This window comes from Nocardia sp. NPDC060259 (assembly GCF_042728775.1).
Taxonomy (GTDB): Bacteria; Actinomycetota; Actinomycetes; order Mycobacteriales; family Mycobacteriaceae; genus Nocardia.
Map to the genome: position 1 here is coordinate 173,935 of NZ_JBHXAY010000002.1, position 18,530 is coordinate 192,464.

13 protein-coding genes are annotated in these 18,530 nt (G+C 65.3%); 11 read left to right on the forward strand and 2 right to left on the reverse strand.

The genetic code is table 11. From position 1 onward, the window contains the following. Positions 1 to 90: 90 nt before the first annotated feature. Positions 91 to 2,613 carry an FHA domain-containing protein gene (locus ACFWF2_RS01985; protein ID WP_379303615.1) on the reverse strand — a complete coding sequence of 841 codons (2,523 nt, stop codon included), beginning with the start codon at positions 2,611 to 2,613 and terminating at the stop codon, positions 91 to 93. A 99-nt stretch (positions 2,614 to 2,712) separates the two neighbouring features. On the opposite strand from ACFWF2_RS01985, the gene ACFWF2_RS01990 reads away from it, so the two are divergent. Then, the gene (locus ACFWF2_RS01990; RefSeq protein ID WP_379303617.1) at positions 2,713 to 4,155 is read left to right on the forward strand and encodes a metallopeptidase; all 1,443 of its coding nucleotides are present in this window, start codon (positions 2,713 to 2,715) and stop codon (positions 4,153 to 4,155) included. An 87-nt stretch (positions 4,156 to 4,242) separates the two neighbouring features. On the opposite strand, the gene ACFWF2_RS01995 is transcribed toward ACFWF2_RS01990, so the two are convergent. Then, entirely contained in the window at positions 4,243 to 5,583 is a 1,341-nt protein-coding gene (locus ACFWF2_RS01995; RefSeq protein ID WP_379303619.1) for an FHA domain-containing protein, read from the reverse strand. A gap of 144 nt (positions 5,584 to 5,727) precedes the next feature. Here ACFWF2_RS01995 and ACFWF2_RS02000 point away from each other — a divergent pair, with 144 nt between their 5' ends. The 10 genes from ACFWF2_RS02000 to ACFWF2_RS02045 all read left to right on the forward strand — a co-directional run. Further along, entirely contained in the window at positions 5,728 to 6,933 is a 1,206-nt protein-coding gene (locus ACFWF2_RS02000) for a hypothetical protein (RefSeq protein WP_379303621.1), read from the forward strand. Between the two features lie 66 nt (positions 6,934 to 6,999). Continuing rightward, the gene (locus ACFWF2_RS02005) at positions 7,000 to 8,202 is read left to right on the forward strand and encodes a hypothetical protein (protein WP_379303623.1); all 1,203 of its coding nucleotides are present in this window, start codon (positions 7,000 to 7,002) and stop codon (positions 8,200 to 8,202) included. Beyond that, positions 8,199 to 9,443, forward strand: a complete 1,245-nt coding sequence (locus ACFWF2_RS02010; RefSeq protein ID WP_379303625.1) for a hypothetical protein — start codon at positions 8,199 to 8,201, stop codon at positions 9,441 to 9,443. The genes ACFWF2_RS02005 and ACFWF2_RS02010 overlap by 4 nt, the downstream gene beginning before the upstream one ends. Positions 9,444 to 9,518: 75 nt before the next feature. Next, positions 9,519 to 11,063, forward strand: coding sequence for a serine/threonine-protein kinase (locus tag ACFWF2_RS02015; protein WP_379303627.1), 1,545 nt, complete (start codon positions 9,519 to 9,521; stop codon positions 11,061 to 11,063). Positions 11,064 to 11,468: 405 nt separating this feature from the next. Continuing rightward, positions 11,469 to 12,458 carry a hypothetical protein gene (locus ACFWF2_RS02020; RefSeq protein ID WP_379303629.1) on the forward strand — a complete coding sequence of 330 codons (990 nt, stop codon included), beginning with the start codon at positions 11,469 to 11,471 and terminating at the stop codon, positions 12,456 to 12,458. A gap of 11 nt (positions 12,459 to 12,469) precedes the next feature. Further along, positions 12,470 to 13,687: a hypothetical protein gene (locus tag ACFWF2_RS02025; RefSeq protein ID WP_379303631.1), complete on the forward strand. Its 1,218-nt coding sequence runs from the start codon at positions 12,470 to 12,472 to the stop codon at positions 13,685 to 13,687. A gap of 5 nt (positions 13,688 to 13,692) precedes the next feature. Further along, a complete protein-coding gene (locus ACFWF2_RS02030) occupies positions 13,693 to 14,889 on the forward strand; it encodes a hypothetical protein (RefSeq protein ID WP_379303633.1) in 1,197 nt (398 codons plus the stop codon). A gap of 81 nt (positions 14,890 to 14,970) precedes the next feature. Beyond that, positions 14,971 to 16,554, forward strand: a complete 1,584-nt coding sequence (locus ACFWF2_RS02035; RefSeq protein WP_379303635.1) for a serine/threonine protein kinase — start codon at positions 14,971 to 14,973, stop codon at positions 16,552 to 16,554. Next, complete coding sequence (locus ACFWF2_RS02040) at positions 16,551 to 17,777, forward strand: hypothetical protein (RefSeq protein WP_379303637.1); 1,227 nt, start codon at positions 16,551 to 16,553, stop codon at positions 17,775 to 17,777. The genes ACFWF2_RS02035 and ACFWF2_RS02040 overlap by 4 nt, the downstream gene beginning before the upstream one ends. A 209-nt stretch (positions 17,778 to 17,986) precedes the next feature. Beyond that, the coding region (locus tag ACFWF2_RS02045; RefSeq protein ID WP_379303639.1) for a hypothetical protein at positions 17,987 to 18,530 on the forward strand (544 nt) is incomplete at its 3' end.

Below are 18,530 nucleotides of genomic sequence, written 5' to 3' on the forward strand. Positions count from 1 at the left end.
TGACCTCGCGATCGCTCATGCTGCGTCCATTCAGGCATGCTCGGGCGCCCTCCGTGGTTACGCGAGCTGCCTCCTCCGGGCGCTGACCGCTCATGCCTGGGACTTCTTCAGGCGCAGGCGGCTCCAGGTGATCGCCGCCAGGATCGAGGTGATCACGATGAGCAGCACGATGTCGAGGATCCAGATGCCCGGCTTGTGTTCCCACAGCGCGTCCTCCTGCGCACCGATGACCAGCTCGCGCAGGTCCACCGTCGACGCCCCCGCGGCATAACCCCAGCGCGAGGGGAACAGGTACGACACCTGTTCGAGGCCGGCCCGGTCGGTCACCGGGATCAGACCGCCCGCCATCACCAGCTGCACCATGATCATCACCACGAGCATCGGCATGACCTGCTCGTTGGACTTGGCCAGGCTCGACATCAGCAGACCGAACACCACGCAGCAGACCGCGGTCATCGCGATGACCAGGTACAGCTCGACGCTGCCGTTCGGGATCAGCGCGCCCTCCGGCGGCGCCTTCTTGCCGATCAGCGTGATGCCGACCAGCACCGCCGACTGCAGGAACGCGGTCACGCTGAACACCACGATCTTGGCCATCAGATACGCCGACGGCAGCAGGCCGACCGCGCGCTCACGGTGGAAGATCGACCGCTCGCCGACCAGGTCACGCACGGTGAGCGTGGCGCCCATGAAGCACGCGCCGAGGATGAGCACCACGAGCAGCTGCTGTGCCTCACCACCGCTGGACCGCGCGAACGAACCGTCGGGCTGGGCGATCAGCGGGCCCTCGGTAAAACCGTCACTACCCGGCACCACCAGCGACAACGCGCCGAGGATGAACGGCAGCACCACGAGGAACGCCAGGTAACCGCGGTCGGCGAAGATCAGCCGCAACTGCCTGCGCGCGAGGGTGCTGAACTGACGCATCCCGCTCGATTGCGGCGGCGCGCCCGCGTTGCCGCGCTGCAGCGGCTGGGGTGGCGGCGGTGGCGGAACGTAGGCCTGCCTGGACCGGTAGGCCGCGAAGGCCTGATCCGGGTTGGCCGCGACCTTGGCGAAGATCTCCGCCCAGTCCGACGTGCCGAGCGCGGCGCCGACGCCACCGGGATGACCGGCGAAAGCGGTCTTGCCACCCGGCGCGAGCAGCACCACCTGGTCGCACATGTCCAGGCAGGCCACCGAGTGGGTCACCACGATGACCACGCGACCGGCGTCGGCCAGCTCGCGCAGCATCTGCATGACCTGCCGGTCCAGCGCCGGGTCGAGGCCAGAGGTCGGCTCGTCCAGGATCAGCAGCGACGGACCGGTGAGCAGCTCCATCGCCACCGACGCGCGCTTGCGCTGGCCACCGGAGAGCCGGTCGACGCGGGTGTCGGCGTGCTGGGTGAGCGAAAGCTCCTTCAGCACACCGTCGATCACCTGCTGCCGGTCGGCCTTGGTGGTATCGGGCGGCAGCCGCAGTTCGGCGGCGAAGCCGAGCGCCTGGCGGACGGTGAGCTGGCGGTGCAGCACGTCGTCCTGCGGGACCATGCCGATGCGGGAGCGCAGCGCCTCGTACTCGGCGTGCAGGTTGCGGCCCTCGAAGGTGACCACACCGCCGGAGGGCTGGGTGCTGCCCGCGATCAGCTTCGACAGCGTCGACTTGCCCGCACCCGACGGGCCGATCAGCGCGGTGAGCGTGCCACGACCGGCCTGCATGTTGACATCGACGAGCAGTTGCTTGTTGCCCTCGACCGTGAAGCCGACCCCGTGCACCGTCAGGCCCAGCTCGGCGACCGGCTTCTGCCGATGCGCCAGCGCGCCCTGGGTGACGACGAAGTCGATATTGCCGATCGTGACGATGTCGCGCTCGCGCAGCACGGTGCGCTGCTGACGATGACCGTTGACGAACGTGCCGTTGGCCGACCCCAGGTCCTCGATGACCAGCCCCTCGGCCGAGGACACCAGGCGCGCGTGCTGGCGCGAGGCCAGCGGATCGTTCACCACGATCTGGTTGTCTGAGGTACGGCCGATACTCAGGCCGCCGGGCGGGATGCGATCGCCACGGGCGACCGGCTCGGTGGAGGCTGCCTTGCGCACCGGCGGCAGCATCGAGGAGTCGGCGCGGCGGGTCATGTTGATGTTGTCCTGCGGTGCCATCGGCTGCGACGGCAACTGCGAGGTGGGCGTGAACTGCGGCTGCTGGTGCGGGGCCGGTCTGGACTGCGGCGGGAAGGGCTGCTGCGGACGCTGCGGCGGGCGATGCTGCTGCTGCGGCTGCGACGGCGGCGCCACCATGGTGGCGGCGTGACGCGAGGCGGGCGCGGCGGGCACCAGATGCAGCAGCGGGCCACTGATCGCGTCGCCGAGGCGCACCTGGGTCGGCCGGTCGATCGACACGGGCTGACTCAGCTTGCGCGCGTCGACGAAAACGCCGTTGGTACTGCCGTTGTCGGCGAGTACCCAGGCTCCGTTCTGAAAGCGCAGAGTGGCGTGCACGCGCGAGACCAGCGGACTGTCCACGAACAGGGTCACCTCGGGCGCGCGGCCCATGGTGATCTGCTGACTCGCTTCGAAGACTCGTTCGGTTCCATCATGGCGCACGGTGATGGTCTGCGCCCCCGGTGAAGACATGGAGCGGATACTATGCCATCGCCCGGACATCGGCGGTGCCCCCGAGACGGCTTGCTGTCCCGATCCGGCGACCTGTATCCGGCCGACCAGGGGGAATAGATGAAAGGCCAAGTGCTCGTTGCGATCACGGCCGTGCTATGCGCACTGCTGAGCGCGGGTTGCACGCGGGCGATCGATGGCCACGGCGTCTCGATCTACGACGACCCGTTCCAGGTGGCGGGATTGCCGACGACCGGCGGGCCGAACGGGCCGCGACCGGGGGTCCCCGATTCGACGCTCACCGCGTCCAACGGCGACGGTGGTGACGTCGACGCGCTGGCGCTCAACGCGATCGACGACATCCAGGTCTACTGGCAGTCCGTGTTCGGCGCCGAGTTCCGCGGCGAGACCTTCGAGCCGGTGGAGAAGCTGATCTCCTGGAACGCCCGCGCCTCCCGCAACCAGGCGATCGAGTTCTGCAAGGAGACCACCTACCACCTGGTCAACGCCGCCTACTGCCGCAGCGACAACTCCATCGGGTGGGACCGTGCCATGCTGCTGCCCACCATGACCGAGACCTTCGGGAAGATGTCGGTGGTCATGGTGCTGGCCCACGAGTACGGGCACGCCATCCAGACCATGGCCAAGCTCGTCACCAAGAAGACGCCGGTGCTGGTCAAGGAACAGCAGGCCGACTGCTTCGCGGGCGCGTTCATGCGGCACGTCGCCGAGGGCAAGTCGAAACACTTCACGATCAATACTTCCGACGGCCTGAATTCCGTTCTGGCCGCGACTGTTTCGATCCGCGACTCCGACCCGGACGATCCCGAGAGCGTGCATGGTTCGGCGTTCGAGCGGGTCACCGCCGTGCAGATCGGCTTCACCGACGGCCCGCGCGGCTGCAAGGGCATCGACGACGAGGAGATCGACCAGCGCCGGGGCAACCTGCCGCAGAGCTTCTCCGGCGATCAGGGCCGCGGCGAGTTCCCGGTCTCCCAGGCCAACCTGGTCGAACTGAGCAAGGCACTGCAGGCCATCCTGCCGGTCCGCGACGCTCCGTCCTACGACTACGCCGGCGCCCGGATCGACTGCAAGGACGGAGCGGTCACCGAACCTGTCACCTACTGCCCCGCCAAGAACGTCATCGCCACCGACGTGCCCGGCCTCGCCGAACGCGGCTCGGTCGACACCGAGGACGACGGCCCGCTCCCGGTGAAGGTCAGCGGCGACTACAACGGCTACATCGTGTTCATCTCGCGCTACACCCTCGCCGTCCAGCGCAGCCAAGGCCAGCAGCTGACCGGAGCGAAGACCGGCCTGCGCGCGGCTTGTCTGTCCGGTGTGGTCACCGGCAAGCTCGCCCAGCCCGGCCGTCCGGTCGGCCAGGGCGACATCCAGCTCTCCGCCGGCGACCTCGACGAAGCGGTGTCCGGCCTGCTCACCGACGGTCTGGCCGCCAGCGATGCCGAGGGGAAGACCGTCCCGAGCGGGTTCTCGCGGGTCGATGCGTTCCGGGCGGGAGTTCTCAACGGCGAGACGACGTGCTTGTCGCGGTATAGCTAGGCCCGGCGAAATCGTGCGATTGGACCTCGTTCAGTCAGATATCTGATTGGCGACCGGTGAATTGCACGAATACGCCGGTCCCGCCGATCAACCGAACGGCGGTGGTGCGGCGGGCTCGTACCGCAGCACCCGATTACCGATCATCACCTCGGTGCCAGGGATCAGCACCATCGGCTGGTTCGGCGTGAGCCGGACCCAGTCGCGGTAACCCGGCAGGCGGGAGCGGGTGCCGTTGGTCGACCCTCGGTCGATGAGCTGGACGTCCCAATTCACCAGGTGCACCTCGGCATGCGCCCGGGACATACCGCCGGAGGTGTCGTCCACACGCAGCGGGATGAGGCCGCGCTGGGCCGCCTCGGAATTCTCCGGGTCGCGACCGATCACCGCGTCGGCGGCCAGCAGGTAGGTCATGCCGTCGTCGAGGACAAGCATGCCGAGCGGCGGGCGTATTACTTCGGCGAGCGCCTGGGTCTGGTCGACCGGCATGCCGCACACGGTGCAGAACGCCGCGCGCGGATCGCTGGGATGCGCACGCGCGCACTTGAATCCCATCACCTTGACCGTGAGCACCGTCGACCGCGCGGTCGCCTCCAGTCGTCGCTGCAGGTCAGGGTCGGGTTCGGGCGCCGGGTTGGTGCCCGCGAGCCGGGTCTCGGCATTGTGTGGATCGGCGGGCGGCGCAACCGAATACGGGTCGACCGCCGAATGCGCCGGTCCGGTCGCGCTGGTCGCCGCGTCCATCATCGACGTCGCGGGCTGCATGCCGGTGCCGGGCGGTTCGGCCGGACGCGAATCCGCCTGCGTGGGACGCGGTTCCCGATCGATCCGGGCGGTGGGCGGCGGCCTGCGCGTCTCGCCCGCGGGCTCGGCCGTGCGGACCCGCGACCGCACTCCGTTGGACCACACGACAGCGCCACCGGCCTGCGCGATCCCCTCGACCAGCCACCCCACGCCGCGTTCCGGCGGCAGATCGGGGATGCGGCCCTTGGCGTCGTCGACGAAAAGCGCGACCGCCCTGGTCGGCTCGGAGGCCACCCGGTCGACGGTGAACGCGGCGTCGCTGCCGCGGTAGTACTCGGTGGTGCCGTCGCCGGCGAGTACCGCGGTGACCGCGCCGTGCAGGAAGATCGCCACCCCGCCGTTGGCCGCGGCCGAGAGCACCCCGAAATCGATCGGCGTGCCCGGCGAGATCTGTTCGGCGTACTTCATGAGCCAGCGGGTCGCCTCCCGCGCGACCACCGCACCGGGACCGGCCGGTTCGTCCTCGGCGGCGGCGCGCACCAGCTCGGCCAGCGATTCCAGCGCGACCGCCGCGGTGTCGTCGGGAGTGAGTCTGCCGTGCCCGCGATGAGCCACCACGATCACCGCGCCCGCGACGCGCGCGACCGCATGACTTCCGAGCACGACTTCGACCTGCCGATCCCTCACAGGTATCGGCCTCCACCGGAACCGCGCAGCAGGGTCGTCGCCATGTACTCCAGACTATGGCAAACCCGCCCACTTAGGGCCCCCTGGGCGGCGTTCCTCCGGTAACTTCACAGGTACTGCGGGAGGAACATCAAGGGGCAACTGATGATCTATTCGACCAAGATCCGGATCGCGTCCGCACTCTGTTGCGCCACGATGACCGCCGCGCTCACCGGCTGTGCGGTCAGCGGCACACCGGTCGCCGCCGAACCCGATGTGCGCGGCCTGGAAACGGGCACCTACGCCATCGACCGGCACAGCTACGACGACACCGCGGGCAGCAAGGGCGCGCTCGTCGAGGGAACCCGGATGTCGGCGGCGGTGGTTCCCGCCGTGCGGATCGACTCGTCGCTGTCGTACGGCCGCGGCGGCACCGTCGTCCCCGATGTGGAGCGGGCGCTCGACTTCGTCGCCAACGTCTCCAAACCCGTTCTGGAGAACCGCAAATTCGTGACCGGCTATGCCGCGCTCGGCTCCGACAAACCCGATCCGGAAGGTCAGAAGCGCCCCGCGTCCGACGCGACCGCCGTCACCACCGCGGTCTTCCGGTTCCCCGATGCCGCTTCGGCCACGCTCGCCGCCAGAGAACTCGAGGACGTCGACCTGGCGGTCTCCCCCGACAACCGCAAGCTCGCCTCCACGAAATACCCGGAGGCCTACGTGCATTGGCGTCCGAACGTGCCGACGATCGGCGCGTTCCTGGCGCACAAGGAGTTCGTGATCTCGCTGTTCATCCAGCGACCGCGCGCCGACGCCACCGACCTCACCTCCTGGGTCGACAAAACCCTCGCCGCCGCGCTGACCCAGCTCGGCACATTCACCCCCACCCCCATCGACAAGCTCGAAGACCTCCCGATCGACCCCGAACGCCTGCTCGCCAGGGCCGTCGTGAAGGACCGCGCTGGCCTTGACCCCGACCAGCATTCGTTCGCCGTCTACAGCCCGGCCCACCTGGTGAACAACGCCGACGACCAGACCGCCCGCCAGCGCCTCGTCGACTCCACCGGCGCCGAGAACATCGCCCTCGTCGACGGCGGCTCCATCACCCGCGTCCGCGATTTCGCCGCCGCTCAGGCCCTGATGAACGGCCTCATCGACACCGCGGGCCACTACGACACCCTCCCCGCCCCTGCCGATATCCCCGGCGCCAAGTGCCTGCAACTCAACAACCAGGGCGACGCCGAAGAGGAATTCAAATACCGCTGCTATGTGCCGTACAAGCGCTACTTGGGCATCGTGAGCTCCGATCAGGAGCCCGATGTCCGCCAGAAGATCTCCGCCCAGTACGCGCTGCTGGCCAACAGTTTGTAAAAGATCGGCCCCTCCCTTCCCGGATCAGGTCACGTAGTATTCCGCCGACCATCGTTTCGGGGAGGGATGATCGCGTTGCGAGCCACCAGACCAGCCTGTGCCGTGCTTGCGGCCGCACTGCTGACGACCGTCGTCGCGTGCGGTTCCGGTGAGGGTGCGTCGGCGGCCACCGACGTTCCGGTGGATCTCGCGACTCTCGACGTGGGTGGCTACCCCACACAACCGCGTCAGGTCGGGGTGGTCGCGAACATGGATCAGGCGCGGTTCGTCGAAGCCGAGCGGCTCGGTGATTTCGTGCCGTCTCCCGCCGATATCGATCCGCGCTTCGTCCACAGCAATCCGTTCATCGCTTCGGTGTTCATCGATCCCGAGGCGTCACTGGGCAAGATCATGGCAGTCGACCGGTTCGCCGAGATCGCACCCGATTTCATCGGTGGATTCGTGAGCTCCGCGGAGACCGAGCCCCTGAACATGGGCATCGACATGGTCAATGCCGTCATGATCTTCCCCGACGCGCAGAAGGCCGCCACCGCCGCGACCGCACTGGAACAGCTCGACTTCGGCTACGCGCCGAACAATCAGCCGATCGAAATTCCCGGTTATCCTGCGGCGAAAGCACATTGGCAGCCCGACCAGCAGTCGATCGGTTCCTGGTTCGCGATCGGTCATCTCGTTGTCTACACCTGGTTCTTCGACTATCTGAAGATCTGGCTGGAAAAGGTCGACAAGCAGGCGCTGGTCGACCTGGTCAGCAAGAGCCTCGACACCATCTTGCCCTCGGTCGCGAAGTTCACTCCTATGCCCGCCGACCAGCTCATGACGCTGCAGCGGGACCGCGACGGCATGCTCGGCCGCACCGCGCCACGCCCCCGCGAGGATTCGTGGACCAACCCGCCCGGTGTGTACGCCGGCCGCACTGCCCGCCACTTCTCCTCCAACCCGGTGAGCAGGGGAAAGATGATCGACGACAACGGCGTCGACCTGTATGCCAACGACGGTTCCGAGGTGTACCGCGCTCGCGATATCGCGGGTGCCCAGGCTGTCCGCGACGAACTCGGCGGCCTGACCCGCAAGTTCACCGCCGTCGAGTCGCCGAAGAACCTGCCGAGTGCCCGATGCAAGGAGTACATCGGCAGGGAACGGCTGGCGGTCCGCTTCTACTGCGCGGTGTCGCATGACCGCTACGCCGCGTACGTCTGGTCCAACCAGCTCCTCGATGTCCAACAGCGCATCGCCGCCCAATACGCATTGCTGGTGAACGCCCGATGACCATGTCCAAGCGCACCACGACCATCGTGCTCGCGGCCGTTCTGACAACAGTCCTGACGGCCTGCGGTTCCACCGTGTCCGGCACCGGCGTGCCCGGCGAGATCGATGTCCGGACCCTCGACGTGGGCTCCTACCCCACCGAGCCGGTCAATGCCCACGACGACGATCCAGTGCCCGCGTTCTACGACATGGACAAGGTGGCGTCGATGCGGCTCGCCGACCACACGATCCACGCCTATGACATCGACCCGCAGATGATCTACGGCAACCGCGCCAATTCCAACCACGCCCGTTTCTTGCCCGACGAACTCGGCGACAGCACCGCGATGCAGGCCATCGCACAGAAGCACAAGATGCTCTACGGCTTCCATTCCAGCGGCGCGTCGAAGGACATCACCCCCAACGTCAGCGGCAGCGACTGGCCGTCCAAGAAGGACGACAACCGGCTCACCGCCACGACGATGGTCTTCCAGTTCCCCGACGCCGAACGCGCTACCGCGGCGGCCAGGGAATTCCACGACACCGACTTCGCCGCCAAAGAGGGCCGCAACCAGCCGGTGACGCTACCGAAATATCCTGCGGCTCATTCACAGTGGCGGCCCGATTCGCCCTTCCTGCGCACCGTGCTCCCGCACGGCCCCTATGTGATCGCCTTCCTGCTGTCGGTGGCGACCCCCGACCTGGCCGCGCTCACCACCCTCGCCGAGAGCGCCTACACCAAGCAGATCGAGGCACTGGCCGAAACCACCCCGCTGACCGACGAGCAGATCATGGCCCTGCCCTGGGACCCCGAGCACGTGCTGATGCGCACCCTCAACCCGGACGAGCTGACGAAGCCCGATTCCACGTACTTCTTCGTCGGCGGCAAACGAGGCGCCGTGCACCATTCCGGCGGTCCCCTCCCCGACGACCGCCAGTACATCGACCAGCAGCTCTCGAAGATGAACCCCCAGCAGGTCGCCGTGTCCTGGGGCTCGATCGGCATCCGCACCCCCGACGCCGCGACGGCGCGCCGAGCGGTCACCGACAAGCTCTTCCCCTGGCGGACCGAAACGGACGTGGCGCCCCCGCCCAACCTCGCCGATTCCGCCTGTGTGGAGAACAAGAGATTCGCCGCGAAGAAGCGGTTCAGCTGCATCGTCGCCTACCACCGGTACGTCGGAATCGTCAGCAGCGAACAGCTTCTCGACGCCCAGCAACGCGCGGCGGCGCAGTACGCCATGTTCGCGAACAGCCGTTGACGTGATGACTGGCGGCGGCCAGTATGTTCCCGCCGGAGCAGGGCAGTGCAGCAACGAGTCAGGAGATCGTGAGAGATGGCGATGAGCCCGGGCACCATCGTCGGTGGCTACCGAATCGTCCGCAAGATCGGCGCAGGGGGCATGGGCTCGGTCTATTTGGCCGATCACCCGAGCCTGCCCCGCACCGACGCGCTCAAGATCCTCAGCGCCGAGCTCAGCCGTGACCCCGAGTTCCGTGCCAGGTTCGAGCGTGAAGCCAACCTCGCGGCAGGCCTGGACCACCCCAATATCGTCTCGGTCTACAACCGCGGCGAAGAGCACGGCCAGCTCTGGATCGCGATGCAGTTCGTCGAAGGCACCGACGCCGCAGCCGAACTCGCGCGCGACCCGCACGCGATGACCCCGCTGCGCGCGCTGCGCATCACCACCGAGGTCGGTAAGGGCCTCGACTTCGCCCATCACCGCGGCCTGCTGCACCGCGACGTCAAACCGGCGAACTTCCTGCTGTCGGAAACCTACGGCGACGACGAGCGGGTGCTGCTCACGGACTTCGGCGTCGCGAAGTCGACCGACGACGCCTCCGAGCTCACCCAGACCGGCAGCTTCCTCGCGACCATCGCCTACGCGCCCCCGGAGCAGCTCTCCGGCGGCCACCTCGACCACCGCGCCGACATCTACAGCCTGGCCTGCGCGTTCTACAAGCTCCTGACCAACCAGAACCCTTACCCCGCAACGCAACCGGCCATGGTGATGATGGGTCACCTGCACGAGCCGCCACCGCGCCCGACCAGCATGCGCCCCGGTTTGCCGCCCGCCATCGACTACGTCATCGCCCGCGCCATGGCGAAGAATCCGAACGAGCGTTTCGCCACCTGCCGGGAATTCACCGACGCCGTCGCCGCCGCGCTCGTCCCCGGATCCAACCCCACCGGCAACCACACGTCACCGACCTATCCGATCCAGACACCGACGCAGTGGTCGAGTTCGGCCCGCACAGAAGCGTTCACCGCCCAGGGCCCGGCGAACTCCGGTAGCGCGCAGAAGAGTTCGACAAGCAAGCTCGTGCTCTCGCTCGGCGCAGTGGCCGCCGTCGTTGCCGTCGCCGCCGGGGTCGGAATCTGGGCATCCGGAGGTGGCTCTCCCGCCTCAGCTCCGGCCCCGACCACCGCCACCCAGGCGACCGGAACCCCGATCGAGCAGGCCCGAGCAGCCAACCCCGCCTTCGCGGGCAAAACGGTCCTGATGGTCGACGTGGACGCCGACAACAAAATCGCCACCTACCTCGGCGGCACCCTCCCGACGAAATTCCTCGAAGACCTGGGCCTCATCTACAACTTCAACTACATCAAGACCGGCGAAGAACCATCCCCACGCCCGGTCACCACGTCAGCCGACCGTATCAACGCCGCCGAAGACACCTACATCCTCGCCGTCCGCAGCGACGCGAAAGCCGGCGGCGGCGGCCTCCTCGGCCTCCCCTTCCAGATCACCGGATCCCGCGCGACTGTGATCCCCATCGACGACCCGATCACCGTCACCGCGATCCGCACCTGGACATCGAACTCCGAACAAACCCTGCTGTCCCGGCTGGTCCCAATCCTGCAGAGCCGCATCAAGTAAGAATCGGAGTGTGCCGCGGCACCAGGGTGGGATTCCCCCGGTCGTCTGACATGGTTGCGCTGGCGAAGGGTGCGCTACTATGCCCGCGAACCAGATCACCGGGGACGGGGTGGGCTGTGACTCGGACCGAGTCGGCCCACGATCGGATCAGTTAGTCAGTTGGAGGGGGAGAGCTTGAGGCTCAACCGTCATGCATCGATCACGCGCTTAGCGGTACTGACGGCAGTCGCCGTATTCGTCGCAGGGTGTGGATCGCAGGTCTCGGGCAGTGCCTCTCGGAGCGAACCAGACACTGCGGGACTCGATTTCGGCAACTACCAGACCCAACCGCGCACGGTCGGCAACGCCAAGAGCCTGAACCAGGGGCGGGCCTGGGAGGCCCAGCGTCTCGCGGACTATGTGGCGATGCCGTTCGAGATCGACCCTGCCTATGTCTACGACAATCGCAAGGAAACGTTGATCCACCCCACTCAGGTCGTGCTGAATCGCAAGGGTCTGGGCAAGCTCATCATCAACGACACCTTTGACGAGGTCGCCGAAGATCTGGTCGCCGGCTGGCTGAACTCCTGGGCGACCGAGCCGACCGGAGGCAACCCCCGACGCAGCCTCAACCTCTCGGTCCTGATCTTCCCCGATGCCAAGACCGCCGAGACGGTCGCTCCGATCCTCGAGCACGACGACTTCACCTACAACAGCGACAACGAGAAGGTGTCGATCACCAAGTACCCGAAGACCTACGCGCACTGGCGGCCGTCGGTCTCCTCCATCGGTTCCTGGACGGTCCACGACCGCTACGTGATCTTCATGAAGCTCGACGACGAGACCCGCGCACCGGACCTGCCCTCGCTGCAGGCACAGGTCGAGCGAGCACTCGAGGTGCAGATACCGCTGCTGGACAAATTCGTGCCGACCCCGTCGGACCAGCTCGAACGAGTACCCCTCGACCCGACCGGGCTACTCGGCCGAACTCTGCCTTCGGATGCGTCGGCACCGTCCCGGGCCCAGCCTGACGGATACTTCACCGGGCGCGGCGCGCTGAGCTTGTTCCTCGAGCCCGATGCCGAGTTGCTGAGCACCTTCACCGAGCACGGCATCGACTTGATCTCTTTCGGCGACACCGTCGTCTTCCGGTCCACCACCGCGGCGGGTGCGAAGAACCTGTTCACCGAGTGGAAAGCGCCGGACGAGGACGCCATCGAGGCGCCCGCTCCCGAGGAGCTGGGCGATGCGGTCGCCTGCCGAGCCATCACCTACGAGTCACAGGGCGAGGTGAAGACCGCCGATCACATCTGCTACCTGCAGGTCGACCGTTACGCCGTGCAGATTCGCGACAAGAACTTGCAGGATCTCCACCAGCAGGTTGCCGCGCAATACGTTCTACTCACCCGCCGATGAGGATGCCCGACATGAAGAACACCCTGCGGCTGGCTGGGCTGCTCACGATTCTGATCGTCGGGTCCGGTTGTGCGGCACCTATTTCCGGCCAGGCGAAGCCCGGGATGACACCGGTCGACCTGGCAGCGCTCACAACCGGCGCGACCGTCACCGAGCCGACCACGTTCGAGTTGAAGTACTCCGACACGGCGAAAACGGTGAGATTGATCGAGGGGCGCCGCCTGCTCAACGTCCTCATCCCAACGATCGACGTCGACCCCGAACTGACGATGCGGGTCACCACCAGGGTGTTCGCCGATGGTACGGACATGTCGAAAGACGACGGCCTCCCTGAGACATTCAAGGCCGCGGTGAGCGACAACAACTTCATCGCCGGTGTCACCGCATCGCGGACGAACGGCAGCGTGCGAGACACCAAGGGCTTGCACCTGAGCGTGCTGCACTTCGCGACCGCGCAGGACAGCAAGAACGCGGCCGCTGCGATGTATCAGGTGAGCACGTCAGGCGAACGGCAGCCGGTGACGATTCCGGGATATTCCGAGGCCAACGGGTCGAGCAAGGACGGCACCGCGGTCAGCGCCTTCCAGGCGCACGGCCCCTTCGTGATCGCGGTCAGCATGTCGCAGGAGACACCCGACTCCGCCGGCTTGGCCACCAAGATCAGGAAGACGCTCGACCTGCAGATTCCACCGCTCGACAAGTACCGGATCATCGCCCCCGACGATCTGCTCGATCTGCCGCTCGACCCCGACGGGATCATGCGCCGAGCGACAGGTAAGTCCCCGTCGGGCGACCCGTACGGCATGAGCTACCACGAAGAGGATTTCGGCACCTTCGAGCCGTCGGGGATCCTGCACTTCGAGCGGAATCCCGCCGAAGCCCGCACAGCCTTCGAGGAGGCCGGTGTCGACCTGATCGGCCGGCGCTTCAGCACGGTGTACCGGACTCGCGATGTCGAGTCCGCATTCAAGCTGCAGAACGTCCTCGCCAAGCGCGGCAAGAGCGACTCCGAACTCGCCCCGCCGCCCGGCATCGCCGACGCCCAATGCCTGCGGCTGGAGGAATCGGACCCGAACCGTGGCTACAACGGGATCTGTGTCCTGGTGTACGACCGCTACGTTGCCGTCGTCATGTCGCTGGCGACCGTGTCGCGTGCGTCGCTGCAGGTCGACCCGATATTGCAGGAACGAACCGCCGCGCAGTACGCGATCCTGAAGAAGAGCGAGTAACGATCATGCGAAAGATCCGTGCGTACAGCGCTGTCGTCGCGCTCACGATTGCGTTGAGTGCCTGTGGAGGCGGGCCGGACGCCGCGACACCGGCGGCGCCGGAAGTGGACATCACCAAGCTGGACTCCGGCAACTATCCGACCAAGCCCGACGACATGGAGGCGAACCGGCATCCGGCGGCAGGTGCCCTGCGCGAATCCATCAAGATCGGCGCCGCGTCACCGACGCCGTACGACTTCGACAATCGCTTCATCTACGTGAAGCAAAAGGGCGGTCGTCATGTCACCGCCGACAATCCGCCGTACTACTCGGGCACCGGCTTCGAGAATGCCAAGGAAGCCCTCGCTGTGATTCCCGGCGTGGTCGCCGGTTGGAAGACCTCGGCCCAACGGCGAGACGAATTCGATGCGGGACGCGGTGTCGGCACGATGGTCGTCCGGTTCTCCAACGGTGATCAGTCGCGGTTCGCCTATGAGGAACTGGCGAAACGCACCGAGGGCAATCCCGACCAGATACCCGGCTACCCGGATGCGCACGTGCGCGTAGCCATCAAAAAGAGCTCGTACACAACGCAGTACATGCGCGCATGGCTGGTACGCGGCGACCTGCTGATCTACATTCACCTGTCCGATCCGGTGAGCATTCCCTTCGATGGTCCCGCGAACGCCGAGATCGTGAAGAAGTATTTCGACAAGCAACTCGAGATGCTGAAGTCCTACTCGCCGACACCGCTCGCCGAGATCGACAAGCAACCCATCGATGTCGATGGACTGCTGGCCCATACCTTGCCGTCGGAATCGGGCAAGAACGACGGCGCCGCCGTGTACCCCACTCAGGCGCTATTGCATACCGCAAGAAGACTCGACAAACTATCGCTTGCCCTGGCCGACGCGGGCGTCGACTACACATCCGTCGATCTCGGCACCGTCTTCCGCGCCCGTGATTCGGCAGCGGCGGTTCGCTACATGGCGGCGGAGGAAGCCGACGCGACGACACCGAAGCACATAAAGGTCGACGGCCCACCCAACATGCCTGGCGCACACTGCTATAACGCCAAGCCCGAGGCAAAGTACGCCTCCGATGCACCGCCGATCTGCCTGACTGTGGTGGGCCGCTACGTCATCAAGTCCTACAGCACGAACTTGCAGGACGCATACCAGCGGCTCGCTGCCCAATACAAGCTGTTGGCCGGATACAGCTGACCCGGTGGGGTGTCACGGCACCTGCTAGATTGCCCTGTTGGGACGTGCACTGCGGGGCGCGCGAAGGATGAGGAGACGCGAATGGCCTTGCGGCCCGGCGCAATTGTTGGTGGCTACCGAGTGATCAAGGTTCTCGGCGCCGGTGGTATGGGCACCGTCTACCTCGCACAGAACCCCAGTCTGCCGCGCCGCGACGCGCTCAAGGTACTCAGCGGCGACCTGTCCACCGATCCCGAGTTCCGCGGGCGGTTCGAGCGGGAAGCCAATCTCGCTGCAGGCCTGGACCATCCCAATATCGTCGCGGTGTACAACCGCGGCGACGAGGACGGTCAGCTGTGGATCGCGATGCAGTACGTCGACGGCACGGACGCCTCCGCCGAGGTGGCCAAGGGCCCAGCGGCCATGCCACCGCAGCGAGCCCTGCGCATCATCGGTGAGGTCGGCAAGGGCCTCGACTACGCGCACCGCCGCGGCCTGCTCCACCGCGACATCAAGCCGGCCAACTTCATGATCGCCGCGGCCGAGGACGACGACGAGGAACGCGTCCTGCTGACCGACTTCGGCGTCGCCAAGTCCGCCGACGATGGCCAAGACCTCACCGCCACCGGCAATTTCATGGCCACCGTCGCCTACGCTCCGCCAGAGCAATTGATGGGCAGCAAACTCGACCACCGAGCCGATATCTACAGCCTCGGCTGCTCGCTGTACAAGCTGCTCACCGGCCAGAACCCGTACCCCGCCACGGTGCCGGCCATGGTCATGATGGGCCACCTCCACGAACCCCCACCCCGGGTGACCGCGGTGCGCCCCGACCTCCCGCCCGCGATCGATCATGTGATCGCCAAGGTGATGGCCAAGGACCCGAGCCACCGCTACAACACCTGCCGCGAGTTCATCCAGGACGCACACAACGCCCTCTTCGGCGCCCCGATGCAGGCACCGGCAGCACAGGGCTTCCACACCTCCCCCAGCACCCCAATCGCCAGCCCGATCACCGCCGCCACGGATGTTGTCCCACAGTGGGGCACCGACCCCAACCGCGCCATCGTCGGCTACCCGCCGCACAGCGGCGGGGTTTCCGAGCAGGACATCCTCACCGCCCGCAACCCGAAGCCGTACCGCCCGAAGCGGCCCCGAAAAGTATTGCTGACCAGCATGATTGCGCTCGTTGTCGCGGCGCTGGTCGGAACTGGCGTCTTCGTTCTGACCAGACCCGATGGAGGAACGACCGGCGGCGATCCGATGGCACAGGCCCGCTCTCAGCACCCAGAGTTCAGCGGTAAGTCCGTCACCGCATACAACTTCGGCAATTCCACCCTCTCTGTAGTCCTCAACCCGAGTGACCAGTGGAAGTTCCTGCGCGACTTGGACTTCGACTACAACTCCGAGTTCAAAGCTGTGGGCGACGAGAAGTCGCCTCGCGCATTGTCTGTCGGCGACTACAGCATTAAGAACAACACCGATATCGTCATCGTGCTCCGCACGGACAGCCAGGCGGGCAACGGCGGGTTCCGTGGGCTGCCATACGCATTGACAAGCGGAAAAGGCAAGGTCGTCGTCATCGACGATCCATCGACGGTCCAGGCGTTCCAGGTCTGGAGCGATCAATCGCAACAGATCCTCATCGACAAGATGCTGCCGCAAATCGCAAAGGCCATGCAGTGACCTCAGTTACTCACAAGCTTCGGACCGCAGCCCTATTGGCGGCCATAGCGCTCGTGCCGGGCTGCGGTGTAACCATCTCCGGGTCTCCACTGCCCGGTGCAACGCCTGTCGATCTCGACCATCTGCGCCCGGGGCCATTCAAGAATGAACCAACGCCGTTCGGAATTGAGTGGGGCATGGAAATGCCGAAGAAGATTCGCCTCATAGAAACCCGCAGGATGCTCAATTATTTGGTGCACCCATTCGACGTAGACCCGGACCTTCACACCCCGGGGGGCACACGGATCTTCGCCGATACTGATGCCATGTCATCAAGAAATGGGTTGAGTGAAGCGTACTTAGACCCGATCCGGCTCAACGTCAAATTCATCGGCGGGGTGTCGACTTCCCAATCCAATGGAAGCGTTCGCGCGCCCAAGGACCTATCAACCGCCATCCTGCAATTTTCAACAGATGTCGAGGCAATCAGGATTGCCGACGAATTCCACCGAATTACTCTCGACTCGAGCCCTCGGCAGACAGTTGAGATATCAGGTCGCCCGAACGCCCGAGCGTCAGCCGAATCGGAAAAAATCCTGGATTCTTGGGAGCCTCGCGGAAAACATGTAATTTGGACGAGAGTCAAACTTCCGAATTCGGATCTCCATGCGGCAATTGAGACAGTAAAGAAAGCGGTCGCGATGCAGGTAGAATCGCTCGACCGCTTCAAGTCAATTCCACTAGACGATGTCCTCGATACCCCACTCGACCCCGAGAATATTATGCGGCGAGCAGCCGTCCGATCTGATCGCGATGGCGTAGGAATCAGCAATTACGAAGAGGACTTTGGACCATTCCAACTCTCGGGCATTCTTCACTTCGAGCGCCATCCAGTGGAAGCTCGGAATAAATTTGAAGAGACGGGTGTTGATCTGGTCGGCCGCCGAGCGAGCACAGTCTACAGAACTCGTGATCTTGCCTCCGCATTTCGCCTGCAGACTTTCCTTGCAACCCCAGGCAGGAATGACTTTATTTTGAAATCACCGCCCGGCTTGGCGGACGCGCAATGCATAAAGCTTGACACCGCGGACCAAAGTCGGGAGTACGACGCCTTGTGCGCAATTGTATACGATAGATACGTCGCCGTAGTTACCGCGGAAGCAATAAGCGGCGGCGAGGTCGAGAGTGGACTAATGGAGCGGGCAGCTGCGCAATACGCCATCCTGAAGAAGTGCGATAAGTAATGCGGAAGGCAGGGTTCGCACCGACGCTTGCGATTTGCATACTCCTGGCCAGCGCATGTGGCGGCCAAGATTCGCGACCTACGACAGAGATCGACAAACTCGATACCGGAAACTTCGCAACGAGTCCACTCGACGTCGAATCCTTAAGAACTCCGCTGTCTGGTGTCGCCCGTGAAGCAATTAGAATCGGTAATGCGACTCCGCTAGCTATGGAGTACGATGAGCGCTTCGGCTTTGCGCCGTTTCATCCCGCCCGCAGCAACCGGGTAACGTCCGAAGAACCGCCATATTTCAATGGAACTAGAATTGAGAGCAAGCAGTTCGCAACCGAAGTACCGGGCCTGATTGCAGGTTGGCGCATGTCCGCGAACCGACGTGACGAACTCGGCAAAGGTCGGTCGATCGAGACGTTTACCCTTCGATTCAAAGATTCGAGCCACGCCCGCAACGCTGCAGACGTTCTAATGGAACGCAGCGAAGGCGACTTCTACAATGGATTCGCCGACTATCCCGGCGTGCAATCAAAAATCACCCAGACTGATTCACTGGGCGTAACCACGCTTCGCGCCTACCATGCAGTGGGCGACATGCTGATCTCAATTCAGATATATGACCCAGTCAGCCGACCGTTCGACCCGATCGACAACACGAACATTGTAAGGAAGTACCTCGACCAACAGCTAGCCCTACTAAAGCAATATACGGCAACATCGATCGCGGACCTGGATAGGCTCCCACTCGATACCGAGGGGC

What these genes read in the sequence shown, in the direction of transcription:
- ACFWF2_RS02015 (WP_379303627.1), top strand. Translation starts at nt 9,519, where the DNA reads ATGGCGATGAGCCCGGGCACCATCGTCGGTGGCTACCGAATCGTCCGC.
- ACFWF2_RS02000 (WP_379303621.1), top strand. Translation starts at nt 5,728, where the DNA reads ATGATCTATTCGACCAAGATCCGGATCGCGTCCGCACTCTGTTGCGCC.
- ACFWF2_RS02035 (WP_379303635.1), top strand. Translation starts at nt 14,971, where the DNA reads ATGGCCTTGCGGCCCGGCGCAATTGTTGGTGGCTACCGAGTGATCAAG.
- ACFWF2_RS02010 (WP_379303625.1), top strand. Translation starts at nt 8,199, where the DNA reads ATGACCATGTCCAAGCGCACCACGACCATCGTGCTCGCGGCCGTTCTG.
- ACFWF2_RS02020 (WP_379303629.1), top strand. Translation starts at nt 11,469, where the DNA reads ATGCCGTTCGAGATCGACCCTGCCTATGTCTACGACAATCGCAAGGAA.
- ACFWF2_RS02005 (WP_379303623.1), top strand. Translation starts at nt 7,000, where the DNA reads ATGATCGCGTTGCGAGCCACCAGACCAGCCTGTGCCGTGCTTGCGGCC.
- ACFWF2_RS01990 (WP_379303617.1), top strand. Translation starts at nt 2,713, where the DNA reads ATGAAAGGCCAAGTGCTCGTTGCGATCACGGCCGTGCTATGCGCACTG.
- ACFWF2_RS02030 (WP_379303633.1), top strand. Translation starts at nt 13,693, where the DNA reads ATGCGAAAGATCCGTGCGTACAGCGCTGTCGTCGCGCTCACGATTGCG.
- ACFWF2_RS02025 (WP_379303631.1), top strand. Translation starts at nt 12,470, where the DNA reads ATGAAGAACACCCTGCGGCTGGCTGGGCTGCTCACGATTCTGATCGTC.
- ACFWF2_RS01985 (WP_379303615.1), bottom strand. Translation starts at nt 2,613, where the DNA reads ATGTCTTCACCGGGGGCGCAGACCATCACCGTGCGCCATGATGGAACC.